Here is a 12198-nt window from a genome sequence, read left to right as displayed (position 1 = left end):
ACTACAACTGTAAATTTATTAAAAATAAGTGTCTTGTATTTATAAACATTTATCTCCTTTGGGGTATAGCCAAGTGGTAAGGCAACGGGTTTTGATCCCGTCATTCGTTGGTTCGAGTCCAGCTACCCCAGCCATATTTAAGAAAAACGCTAAACATTTGTTTGGCGTTTTTTTTGTCGTTGAACCTGTGAAGCAGTAGGTTTTGATCCTCGGTTATACCGTTGGTTCGAGTCCAGCTACCCCAGCCATATTTAAGAAAAACGCTAAGTACATGTTTGGCGTTTTTTTTTGCGTTTAGCTTATTGCTAACGCAGGTTTTGCTCCGCAGCTATACCCTTGGTTAGAGTCCAGCTACCCGACCCAATTTTCAAAAGCACCTAGCTATTGCTTGGCTTTTTGTTTGCGCTCATTTGCCTTGAGCTCTAGACATAAATGCCATTAAGCGGCAAACTTCCAGCATAAATTCAAATACTTGTGAGTCAAATTTTGATTAACGAAATTGTCGCCTTTATCAATAATATTCTCTGGGGAAACGGCCAAGTATTGATCTATATGCTGTTAGCCGCCGGTGTGTGGTTTACGGTAAAACTAGGCTTTATTCAAATACGTCACTTTGGCCATATGTTTTCGGTGATGAAAGGCAGTAACAAAAGCGATAAAGCTGGGATTAGTTCTTTTCAAGCATTGTGTACAAGTTTATCGGCCCGAGTCGGTACGGGTAACCTAGCAGGTGTTGCCGTAGCGATTTCATTAGGCGGTTCTGGTGCAATATTTTGGATGTGGGTTATAGCTATCCTTGGCATGGCCACTGGTTTTGCTGAGAGTGTCTTAGGCCAACTTTATAAAGTAAAAGATGCAAACGGCGAGTTTCGTGGCGGCCCTGCTTATTATATTCAACAAGGTCTAAACAAACGCTGGTTAGCGGTAATATTTTCATTGTTCTTATTTTTGGGTTATGGCTTTATTTTTAGTGCTGTACAAGCCAATACTATTACCGATGCCCTGAATCATGCTTATGACATCCCTACCCTTTATTCTGGTTTAGTTATTATTGTTTTAGCCGGATTAATCGTAATTGGTGGTTTACGAGCCATAGCAAAATTTGCCGAGTGGGTGGTGCCATTTATGGCCGTGACATATGTTTTGGTTACTCTAGCGATTACCTTTATGAATATCGAATTGGTACCAGCCATGTTATGGGACATTATTTCCTCAGCCTTTGGCCTACAAGAAGCCGGAGCTGGCGCTATAGGCGCAGCATTTAAGCATGGTGTACAACGAGGTCTATATTCAAACGAAGCAGGCTCTGGTAGCGTGCCTCATGCCGCAGCAAGTGCAACGCCTAACCCAAATCACCCTGTATCCCAAGGTTACGTACAAATGCTTGGGGTGTTTATCGATACTATGATCTTATGTACTTGTTCAGCCATAGTTATTTTATTAGCTGGCGGGGCTTCAGGTGAAGGAATGGAAGGCATACGTCTTACACAGGATGCTATGGTCTCGCACTTAGGAGATGGTGGTGGTGATTTTGTCGCAGCAGCCATAAGTTTGTTTGCGTTTACCTCTGTGGTCGCTAATTACGCTTACGGTGAAAGTAACCTACATATGTTTAAGCTCGATAATAAAATAGGCCGTACAGCATACACTACAGGCTATTTGTTAATGATTTTGTGGGGCTCTATGGCAGCGTTACCCGAGGTATGGGCTGCAGCAGATATGGCGCTAGGCTTAATGACTGTTATCAACATAACAGCAATAGTGATGATGACACCTACTATTGTATCTATCAGCAAAGATTATTTTGCCAAGCGAGAGAGTGGTAAAAAAATCACCTACAAAGCCGGTGACTGCGAAATACAGGGTAAATCTGAAGACGGGATTTGGTAAAACATTGCTAACCTGGAATAGTCTGTACTTAACCTGACAGAGAGCTATTTCCCAATGTGCTAATACCCACCAGACATCGCTCGCTGGGTGAGCTAGCGGTTATAGCAGATTGCAGACGGTGAGGATTTACAGGCTATTACACGCCTTCGCGGGAATGACGTGGAGTTAAACGGATGATGGTGCGAAGCTTTCTTTGCTTTTACTTTTACATCAAAAAATCAAACGACCGCTAACTCAGTTTTTGTGACAGTCGATTGGCCTTAATCGTATGACCGAAGATCGCCCATTTGAGACCATTAGATTACAAAAATAAACGCTAACTACTCATATCCTTACGGCAAAGTTACTCGGTAATTAGACCAACAGTTTCCGTTGGTAGTGGCACTACTTACAGCTAATCAAAACTAGGTCGACTGTCTTCTAGCAACTTATCTAGGTCTTTTTGTGCTTGTTGGGGATTTAACAGATCCCCTTGTTGCAACATCTCACATTCATCGTTGATCATCTGTTTAACTGTCACAGGATAAAAACGACAGTCTTCTGGACGGTCGTAGTAGATGTCACAGGTATAATGAGATTTATCGGGTTGCTCAGGATTTTTTGCTTCACGCAAGAAAGGGCACAAAGATAATTGTTTACCACTTTGTGGTGAAAACCAAATCATACCCTTCTTTACGTATGCAGCGATATCAGGTTTAAACAGTTCCCACATATCGATATCTTGGTCTGACGCAGACAAATCTCCATTACTGTATTTAACACAGCACTTGCCACAGGAGTTGCAATCTTGCATCAGGTCAACATCATATTTAAGGTCATTATTTCCGGCGGCTAGATTGTTTTTTCATCCGAGCAGATTGCTCTACCCTGTCACTTTGGCGTTTTTCTTTACGGTCTTTTTTATCAGGTGTCAGTGAGCCAGTTTTAAATCGCTCTTTACGATCAACTTTATCTGCGGCTTTCTTAGCCGCCACTGCTGCCATTTCGATCACCTCTCGTTCTATCATAGTTGGTGTTTCAAGACTAATACGACCCAGTTTACCAGAACGTAGTTCGTTAATTAGTACCTCACATATTTTATGCAGGTTAACCCGCCCCCCCGTCATTAATGCACCTCGACGGGCAGCTGCTAGCTCTAGAAACTCAATTTCAGTGTCGGGTATATTCTCTAACTCAAAACGTGCTTTGAGTAATTCTGGATAGGTCTTAATCAAATAATCTGCAGCAAAGAATCCGACATCGTCGTATTCCATAGCGGTGTCTTTTATTGCACCTGTGGAGGCTAATCTATAACCGCTGTTTGGATTCTCTAATTTTGGCCATAATATGCCCGGAGTATCAAATAAGGTAATGCCATTACCCAAGTTAATCCGTTGTTGTGTCTTAGTGACAGCTGCTTCATTACCCGTTTTAGCAATAACACGATCTGCTAAAATGTTGATTAAAGTCGACTTGCCCACATTAGGAATGCCCACTATCATAGTGTGGATCGCTTTCACGCTAGCATCTTTTTCAGGTAACATTTTTCTGCACAATTCCAAGATTTGTTTCATCTTGGCTGGTTCTTCAGTTGTGGTGGTGAACGTTTTAACCGACCTTTCACGCTCTAAAAACTCCTGCCAAGCTGCGGTAACTTCAGGATCAGCAAGATCTGTCTTACTCAATACTTTGATACAAGGTTTTTCTCCACGCAGCTGAGCAATCATAGGATTTTCGCTGGAATAGGGAATTCGTGCGTCCAACACTTCAATCAATACATCAACTTGCGGCAACGCCTCTTTAATTTCTTTTTGAGCCTTATGCATATGCCCGGGATACCAATGAACTGCCATTTAATTTGCCTATTTAATTAATCTAAAATACGGTGATAAATATTCTTTGAGAATGTTTTTTGAATAAAAGCTTTAGTTGACGTAATACATAACCAATTGGATGACCACCATTATAACTAACAAAGGTAAGATCCAGCGACCCATCTTACCCATTTGTTCGCCGGACATTCTGAAGTTAGAGCGTTCAATCAGTGGAACAATCACAACTAGGGCAATAAACAACACTGCCAAAATAATTAATACCGTCATTTAGTTTCTACTCTTTTATTAAGATCCAACAATAGGTTATAAGCCCATCGCATATTTCATTGCATTATTTTTTATTGGGCCAGCATGATTTGCCAATTTCAAGCCTAGATTACGTATCAATGTCAGTGGCATATTACTGTTACTAAAGGTGGAATACAGTAAATCCATGGCACTCATCATCACTAAGTTATCGCGACGGCGAGTGGCTTCGTATTTCTTTAACCAATCACAATAATGGCTTTGTTGTAAAATTGCTGAATGATCATGAGTTGTTAGTGCATCATTGATGACTCTAAGCAACACTGCAACATCTTTAAAACCCAAGTTCACGCCCTGCCCTGCCAGCGGGTTGATGGTATGGGCCGCATCCCCAACAACCACAGTATTGCCTTTGAAATATTGATTTGCGTGCATTCGTGTCAATGGAAAACTCGCCACATCAAGCACTTCAAAATCTACTAAATCAGCGGGAAAATGTTGCAATATATGTTGTTTTAATTTTTCTTTAGACAAAGATTTTAAGTGTCGAATATCCGCTGCGTTGTGATACCAAACAAGAGATGCAAAACCGTCATAAAGAGGTAAAAATGCCATAGGCCCATCAGGAGTAAATTGTTGCCAAGTAATATCCTGTTGCCCTGCATAGGTTTTAATTTGAATGCCTAACGCCTGTTGTGCATATTGCCATCCCTGCACACCTATGTTGGCAGCATCTCGCACTGCAGAGTGGCCGCCATCTGCACCTATCAGCATTTTCGCTTGAATAATCTGACCATCTTCTAGGGTGATATTAGCAACATCTGTAGAGGTTATATTTGTCACCTTGAGGTTTTCATAAAAAACCACATTAGCATTAGCGGCAATAACAGTATGTAAGCCTAATTGTACTAGTCGGTTTTCAATAATGTGACCCAGATGAGGCTGGGCGATATCCGAACAATTAAAATTTGTGCGACAAGATGGTTTATCCCATACTGACAAACGTTTATATGAGCACAAACGCATATTTTTGATCTTGTCCCAAACACCTAAGTCTTGTAATAATGTTTCTGACGTTAAACTGATGGCAGATACTCGCATATCAGGTGGTTGTTCAGGATCAAATGGAACGGGCATACAAGGCTCAATAATTGCCACCTTAAAGCCAAGCTTTGCCAAACCTAAAGCTGTGGCCGAACCAACCATTCCACCTCCCACCACACAAAAATCAAACACGTTTTATATCCTTTTTACTATACCTAGGGCCTGTTGACCTTTCATATGTCAGTCGAGACTGAGGTCATTTATTTGCATACCGAGGAGTTTATCTTAAAGTTTAGCTATATTACCCTGCAGTTCAAACAACCTTTGCTCTGCCTACAGCCGTAAAAGCAGATCCTGTAATAACAACAGCCGCGCCAATATAAGCCCAATGATCTAAGTAACTGGCAGTGAAGTGTTGCGGTAACCACTGCACCGCAATTAACATACTTAAAAACGTAAAGATTGGAGACATAGCCAATACAGCACTAACTTTGGCGGCCTGCCATATATTAAGAGCTTCGGTAAAGGCGCCATATGCCACTATAGTGTTCAAGCAACAAAACAACAAAGCTAACACATGGATCATTTGCATATCCATTAACAGCGACACAGTTGAAAAAGGCAACAATACACACACACCAATAATATAGATTAATAAGGTTAACTGCTTGGCTGTTAATACTCTTAATAAAGGTTTTTGCATCAAAGCATAAGCAGCCCAAGTAGTGGCAGCGAATAAAATAATTAAAACACCAGTAGTAAACTGACTTAAAGACAAAAATAAATCGGCGAGTTTGTCATTAAAAAATAATATCAAACCAGATAAAAGCATCACTGCACCGCAAATTTCAAGTCGACTTAAACGTTCTTTAAAAAACACGACTCCACCTAACATCAACAGAAAAGGAGCTGTTTGCATCACTATTTGCGCGGTTTCTGGATTGAGGTATTCTAAGCCTTTTACGTTAGCAACAAAATTAACCACTAAAAATAAACTGGCGACTAATAACCATATGCCTTTATTTCGACCAAGTGCCGGCAAGCGTGGCAAGGACTTGCTTTTTAATAACAATAAAAACACAAATATTCCCGCTACAAAAAAACGGTATAAGGTGATAGTGACAGCATCCATGACTTCTAAACAAAGAGTTAAAAAAACTGGTAATATGCCCCACAAAAAAGCAGTTGTCAGTGATAGAAAAAATCCCTTCCAGTGCCTTGTTCCTTCTATGTTTGTTAGCTTCATAATTTTTCCAATTGACTTAGTCACTTTTCCATTAGTTATGACTAACTGATTAATTTTTCTACAAAAATTCTTGTTTACAGAGTATTTGCATTCTACCCTAGATTTAAGCCATAGATACAAAGAGGACATCATGAAAAAAATCGCTATTTTGACATCAGGTGGTGATGCACCAGGTATGAACGCTTGTATTCGTTCAATTGTACTCACAGCCGAACATTATGAACTTGAAGTAATAGGTTATAAACATGGTTATAACGGCCTAATTGACCAAGAATACAAACTACTCGCTCCAGCAAATGTGACCAATATCATTCAGCGCGGCGGCACTATACTAAAAAGTGGTCGTTGTGATGATTTTCACACTGAGGAAGCCGGCAGAGCCGCAGCAAATAATTTACAGGATTTAAATGTAGATGTTTTGTTAGTGATTGGCGGTAACGGCTCTTTTCGTGGTGCTCATCATTTATGTAAATACTACAAAGGGCAAGTTATTGGCTTACCGGGCACTATAGACAACGACATTAGCGGCACAGATGCCACTATCGGTTATTATACGGCCATAGAAACCGCATTAGATTCCATCGATAAAGTACGGGATACCGCAGATGCTTTTGAACGTATTTTTTTAATTGAAGTAATGGGCAGACATGCTGGATTTATTGCCCTAAATGCCGCAGTGGCATCCGCTGCTGATAGAGTATTAGTCCCTGAAGATTGTCATGATATTGACCTAGAAGTCGATAAAATTATTGAGCATCTACACGCTGTTTATAGTCAACGCGGTATTTCAAGCTTTATAGTAGTGACTAGCGAAAACTTGTTACCTGGTGGAGTGATAACTCTGGCCAAAATGATCACTGATAAAACTAAAATAGAGTGTCGCCCCGTTATTTTAGGCCACGTGCAAAGAGGCGGTTCACCGGTTAGCCAAGACAGAATTTTAGCGACAAAGTTAGGGGCTTACGCGGTAGAGCAAGCTTTAGCGGGGCAAAACAATATCATGGTAGGTGAACACAATAGTCAATTGGTCACTCACCCTATTGAAATAAGTTGGCAACAAAAAAAACCTCTAGATGAATATTTATTGAAGATCCAACAGCAGTTATTTCATACGAAATAACCCAAGTTCAGGTTAAATAATTCGACTAACCTTTACGACTTATAACTTAATCATCTCTTTGACTCGATCTCGATGGCTACGACTAACTTTGAGTTCAGTGCCGTTGTTTAATATTAAGTGATATTCGCCACTAATATGACTGACCATTTTTTGAACAAATTTAATATTAACGATAGCCGAACGATGTGCTCGAACAAATTTATTGGGATCAAGGTCGTTTTCTAGCTCTTTCATTGTGCGGCGCATAATATGAGTCTGATCCGTTGCGTGTACACACATATAGTCACCTGCCGCATCTATCCACTGAATATCATTTACTGCTACTCGGGTAACCTCCGAACCATCTTTTATCGCTAGAATATCAGGATAATGGTTAGTGGTAATGCTTTCACCGCTGGCAAGTTTTCGCAAAATATCTTCGCAGTCGTCCCCAGTAAAATCCGCAACCAATCTAGCGAGTTTTAGATTATTACCATCCTGTTGTTTATGCTCTAAGGTCAATATTACTTTATCAACCGCATCTTTTAGACGCTTCCCATCTACTGGCTTTAATACATAGTCTAGAGCATGTACATCGAAGGCTTTAATGGCATAGGAGTCAAAGGCAGTAACAAACACAATCAAAGGTATGGGTTGCTTTAATTCTTGCAATTTATTGATCACTTGAAAACCATTTAACCCGGGCATTTGAATATCTAAAAACACCAGATCAGGACGCACTTGTGGAATAAGTGTCACGGCTTCTACGCCATTTTTACACTCTCCAACAATATCAATATTATCAAATTCAGCCAAACGCAGGGATAACCCCTTGCGGGCGAGAGGTTCGTCGTCGACTATAACAGTGCTAATTCTCAATTTTTGAGTCACTAGAGTTCTCACTTATTTCATATGGAATACGGATATTAACTTTGATGCCTGATGGATAATTATGGGATATAACAAAAGAATAGTTTTTAACATACAAAGCCTCTAATCGGTCCTGAATATTGTGCAAACCCACTCCTCCACTTTTACTTGTAGGTAAATTTCCATTTTTAATCTCGGCACCAGGACCATTGTCACTGACATTTAGCATCAAATCACGACCAAAGGTTTTAGCTGAAATACTGATACACCCACCTTCTTCCAATTTGGAGATGGCAAACTTAATCGAATTTTCAATAATCGGTTGCAAAATCAAACTCGGCACTAGGGCACTTTTGGTCTTTTCTTCTATATCCCAAACCACAGTTAGGCGATCTTCAAACCTCACCTTTTCAATTTCCAAATACAGCTCTAACGCTTTAATTTCTTGGATAAGAGGTACGCGCCGAATGGGATCTTTATCGAGAGAATAACGCAAAAAATCACTCAAACGACTGACCATTGCCTCAGCGGTTTTATTTTCTTTCATCAAAATAAGTGTGGAAATAGCATTCAGAGTATTAAACAAGAAGTGCGGGTTTAACTGGTATCTAAGCATTTTAATATGTGCTTGATGCGCCATTGAAGAGGCTTTAAGCACATTTTGTTTTTCTCTTAATAACATCTGATAGTTTTTGACGCCAAAATAGCCACCCGTCCAACATCCAATCATTATTAAAGAATTGATAGTGTCTTTGAAATACCAATACCACTCATCTGGTCGATAGCCCTTTTTGTATATTTCCCAATTATTGACATTTTTGACCAAAGTCCAAATTAACGCAGTAAAATATAAACTTGCTCCCACCAAAATCAGCATTTTTAGGGGGGTTAAAGTTAACGCTTTGCGATATATATATCGAAGCGGGATAGTCAGCAACCAGCCTGAATAGGCATTAAGAATTATGACAAACAGCCAAATACTGCGCATATCTTGAAGAAAAGAGCCAATGTAATAAATAATAGCAAAGCCACACCAGCCTGCTGTATGTAAGGTCCAAAACAAGCGTTCTCGGCTATCGACTAATTTTTCCCACTGAGGCACATGTATTCCTGAATAATGAGTAGAAAGCAAGTATACAAAAAACAGACCAAGTAAACTCTCACTTGGTCTTAGATTAGCGGTGTTTTAACGCAATTGATTGTAGATTTAACCTGTAGGCTTAGTAATTGATATTTAAACGTTTTAACCAATGTACCCACCACCAAGCAGGTCCCACTAGTAAAAATTGTAAATCTTTTAAAAAACTAGGTTTTTTGCCTTCAATATTATGTCCAACAAATTGCAAAATCCACATCACTACAAACAAAGCGAGGCTGAACTGCCAAACAGAAATATCTAGCGATTCCAGCAGAACAATTCCATATAAAGACAATACGGATAGTAGCGTCATAGCTGCGCCTATTGGCCCAGACAAACGAAAATAGTAGTACAAAATTGGGATAACCAAAATATGCGCCCAAGTAATAGCAAAGTGATCAAGAAAAGCAGGAGTTGGAATAGACCAAACTAGAGCTAGACTGACAAAATATATTGCCGGAACTGCAATTGCATGGATAAGGATATTGGTTTTATTTTTGTGACTCTCACCGTACTCATTTAACAAAAATTCTATTTGACGCATGTAAACCTCATTAATATTTTATTAACCCTAATTTAACAATTCCATTGCATTGCATCAATTAAAACCTGCACACTTGGCAAGTATATTCAGGAATTAGTCCATTACCAACATGAGACCCTGTAGTAGCTCATTAACTTTTTCTTCAGGTGTCTCAAACTTAACCCCATAATATAGGTTAACTTCATCAGATTTACTGTTCATTATAGTGCCAGTAAGAAAAGACATCTTATCTTTAGATGCTGCAAAATACATATTCACAACTTGTTTGAGTTTTGGTCTAGTTCCACTTGCCCTTTTATCAATACTCATTCGACATCCTTTTATTGATATATCCAATACCACAGAGTCGCATATTGCTGAGTCACTTTGTGTATCAAATAGACTAGTAGCAATTCGAGTTTGTGCTCTGGACTCAACACGTAAATCATGACTTTGAATGAACAAAGGAAAGCTAGTAAAAATCAAATGGCTAGGTTTAGTCGTTACTAATATGATGTTAACTTTGAAGGCTATAATTTCGCCAGTATCATCTTCAAGGATATATCTAGCGATGATTGACTTATCTTTAAATATCCCATCACCTAACGACCCCCACTTACCTTCATCTGGATATCTGAAGATCATACAACGTGTACCATCCATCCCTACAAATTCGGTTCTCACCCTTTTGATAGTGCTAGCTGTGCTCAATTGCAAATCAATGGGTCTGCCAGGACGCATAGAGCGAATTTTTTTTAGGTCTTTATTGGTTAACCCAACTTTTTCCTGCAAAATTGCCATTTAATTAAAAATCCTTGAACGCCTTTGTTATTATAATTGGCTTTACGCCTGCTAAGTTGATGAAAATAAAGTTTATATCAACAACAACCTACTAGTCCAAATTTATCGTGTAAGAACATTGTTACAATATCAACAAATAGAGAAACATCATGCAACCACAGTCTTTACTTATTCAGTACAATGTAAACGTTTCATCTATTGCAGGACATACATTTGATGTCAGCTTGCGTATTGAAAATCCTGATAAAAACGGACAAATCCTAACGTTACCTGCATGGATCCCTGGAAGTTATATGATCCGTGATTTCGCCAAAAACATTATAAAAATCAGTGCCCAAGATGATAAGGGACAAACTGTAAGTCTCCTAAAACTCGACAAACAAACCTGGCAAGCAGCAATTGTCAGTTCAGCATTGACTATCCAATATCAAATTTATGCCTTCGATTTATCAGTAAGAGGTGCCTACATTAACGATGAAATGGCGTTTTTCAACGGTACTAATATGTTTTTGGCAGTTGCGGGGCAAACCGATAAACCATGCGGACTAACCTTGCAAAAGCCAGTGCAAGCAGACTTAGACCACTGGCAAGTGGCCACTACTATGCCCACCAATATGCAAGCCCCCCATACATTTGGAGAATATTGGGCCCATCATTACGAAGAACTAATTGACCACCCGGTGTTATTAGGTGAGTTTGATATTTTACCTTTTTCAGCCTGTGGCGTGGACTTTGAGCTGATCCTTGCAGGTGGGCATCAAGCTGACGTTAAACGCATCACAAAAGATTTAACAAAAGTATGCCAACACCACATTGAATTCTTTGGCGACACTCCACCTATTAAGCGTTATCAATTTATCACCCTGCTAACCGACAATGCATTTGGCGGGCTAGAACATATAAGTTCGACCGCATTGATGTACAGTCGAAATGATTTACCCAGTTTGTCTGATGTAAAACAAATGACAGATGGCTATCAAGTATTTCTAAGTTTATGCAGTCACGAGTTTTTCCATACCTGGCATGTTAAAAGGATCAAACCTCAAGAGTTGTTTGGTGCCGCATTGGACCAAGAGCGATACACAGAACAATTATGGATTTATGAAGGATTCACTAGCTACTACGACGATTTTAGTTTACTTCGATGTGGGATAATCTCTCAGTCAGAATACTTAAAAGTGGTGGGGCAAAACCTCTCTCGACTGCTACGTAATAAAGGGCGCTTTAAACAAAGCATTACCGAGTCCAGTTTTGATGCCTGGACCAAATTTTACAAACAAGATGAAAGTGCCGTAAATAATATCGTCAGTTATTACAACAAGGGTGCTGTTATAGCTATGTGCTTGGATTTACTAATAAAAAACAAAAGTAACGGCAATTATAGTTTAGATGATGTGATGCAGCATTTATGGAACCAACACGGAAAACTTGCTATCCCTACCCCTGTAGACATTGTGCAAAACATTGTCAAAAAGCAGCTAAATTTAGACTTAAATGATTTTTTTCATTCTGCTTTATATTCCACTG

Annotated in this window: 12 protein-coding genes and 1 tRNA gene; 4 read left to right on the top strand and 9 right to left on the bottom strand. The window is 39.5% G+C overall.

The window, feature by feature from the left end; genetic code table 11:
* Positions 1–59 precede the first annotated feature (59 nt).
* Positions 60–134 (top strand) — tRNA-Gln (locus tag GARC_RS08430).
* Positions 135–486: 352 nt separating this feature from the next.
* Positions 487–1890, top strand: a complete 1404-nt coding sequence (locus tag GARC_RS08425) for an alanine/glycine:cation symporter family protein (RefSeq protein ID WP_007618856.1) — start codon at positions 487–489, stop codon at positions 1888–1890.
* 394 nt (positions 1891–2284) lie between these two features.
* Here GARC_RS08425 and GARC_RS08420 read toward each other — a convergent pair whose 3' ends face one another.
* From GARC_RS08420 to GARC_RS08405, 5 genes are all read right to left on the bottom strand, one after another.
* Positions 2285–2683, bottom strand: coding sequence for a YkgJ family cysteine cluster protein (locus GARC_RS08420; RefSeq protein ID WP_039989172.1), 399 nt, complete (start codon positions 2681–2683; stop codon positions 2285–2287).
* Between the two features lie 25 nt (positions 2684–2708).
* A complete protein-coding gene (ylqF, locus tag GARC_RS08415) occupies positions 2709–3722 on the bottom strand; it encodes a ribosome biogenesis GTPase YlqF (protein ID WP_007618854.1) in 1014 nt (337 codons plus the stop codon).
* A gap of 72 nt (positions 3723–3794) precedes the next feature.
* Positions 3795–3971, bottom strand: coding sequence for a hypothetical protein (locus GARC_RS26990; protein WP_007618852.1), 177 nt, complete (start codon positions 3969–3971; stop codon positions 3795–3797).
* Between the two features lie 36 nt (positions 3972–4007).
* Positions 4008–5186 carry an FAD-dependent monooxygenase gene (locus tag GARC_RS08410; protein WP_007618850.1) on the bottom strand — a complete coding sequence of 393 codons (1179 nt, stop codon included), beginning with the start codon at positions 5184–5186 and terminating at the stop codon, positions 4008–4010.
* 121 nt (positions 5187–5307) lie between these two features.
* A complete protein-coding gene (locus tag GARC_RS08405; RefSeq protein ID WP_007618848.1) occupies positions 5308–6240 on the bottom strand; it encodes a DMT family transporter in 933 nt (310 codons plus the stop codon).
* Positions 6241–6370: 130 nt separating this feature from the next.
* Between GARC_RS08405 and GARC_RS08400 the strand changes: the two genes are divergently transcribed.
* Positions 6371–7360, top strand: coding sequence for a 6-phosphofructokinase (locus GARC_RS08400; protein WP_007618846.1), 990 nt, complete (start codon positions 6371–6373; stop codon positions 7358–7360).
* A gap of 39 nt (positions 7361–7399) precedes the next feature.
* On the opposite strand, the gene GARC_RS08395 is transcribed toward GARC_RS08400, so the two are convergent.
* From GARC_RS08395 to GARC_RS08380, 4 genes are all read right to left on the bottom strand, one after another.
* Positions 7400–8218, bottom strand: a complete 819-nt coding sequence (locus tag GARC_RS08395; RefSeq protein WP_039989173.1) for a LytR/AlgR family response regulator transcription factor — start codon at positions 8216–8218, stop codon at positions 7400–7402.
* Positions 8208–9311, bottom strand: a complete 1104-nt coding sequence (locus GARC_RS08390; protein WP_007618837.1) for a sensor histidine kinase — start codon at positions 9309–9311, stop codon at positions 8208–8210. The genes GARC_RS08395 and GARC_RS08390 overlap by 11 nt, the downstream gene beginning before the upstream one ends.
* Before the next feature lie 118 nt (positions 9312–9429).
* Positions 9430–9891 (bottom strand): Mpo1 family 2-hydroxy fatty acid dioxygenase, encoded by a 462-nt coding sequence (locus GARC_RS08385; protein ID WP_007618835.1) that lies wholly within the window; start codon positions 9889–9891, stop codon positions 9430–9432.
* Positions 9892–9984: 93 nt separating this feature from the next.
* The gene (locus GARC_RS08380; RefSeq protein WP_007618833.1) at positions 9985–10671 is read right to left on the bottom strand and encodes a flagellar brake domain-containing protein; all 687 of its coding nucleotides are present in this window, start codon (positions 10669–10671) and stop codon (positions 9985–9987) included.
* A gap of 149 nt (positions 10672–10820) precedes the next feature.
* Here GARC_RS08380 and GARC_RS08375 point away from each other — a divergent pair.
* A partial coding sequence (locus tag GARC_RS08375; RefSeq protein ID WP_039989170.1) for a M61 family metallopeptidase occupies positions 10821–12198 on the top strand: 1378 nt, incomplete at its 3' end.

It is taken from the genome of Paraglaciecola arctica BSs20135 (genome assembly GCF_000314995.1).
Classification (GTDB): Bacteria; Pseudomonadota; Gammaproteobacteria; order Enterobacterales; family Alteromonadaceae; genus Paraglaciecola; species Paraglaciecola arctica.
Note: the sequence above shows the minus strand (reverse complement) of the source record. Positions and strands in the feature narration are given on the sequence as shown.

Coding starts and splice junctions, on each gene's coding strand:
- GARC_RS08380 (WP_007618833.1), bottom strand. CDS start 10,671: ATGGCAATTTTGCAGGAAAAAGTTGGGTTAACCAATAAAGACCTAAAA.
- GARC_RS08400 (WP_007618846.1), top strand. CDS start 6,371: ATGAAAAAAATCGCTATTTTGACATCAGGTGGTGATGCACCAGGTATG.
- GARC_RS08420 (WP_039989172.1), bottom strand. CDS start 2,683: ATGCAAGATTGCAACTCCTGTGGCAAGTGCTGTGTTAAATACAGTAAT.
- ylqF (WP_007618854.1), bottom strand. CDS start 3,722: ATGGCAGTTCATTGGTATCCCGGGCATATGCATAAGGCTCAAAAAGAA.
- GARC_RS08405 (WP_007618848.1), bottom strand. CDS start 6,240: ATGAAGCTAACAAACATAGAAGGAACAAGGCACTGGAAGGGATTTTTT.
- GARC_RS08385 (WP_007618835.1), bottom strand. CDS start 9,891: ATGCGTCAAATAGAATTTTTGTTAAATGAGTACGGTGAGAGTCACAAA.
- GARC_RS26990 (WP_007618852.1), bottom strand. CDS start 3,971: ATGACGGTATTAATTATTTTGGCAGTGTTGTTTATTGCCCTAGTTGTG.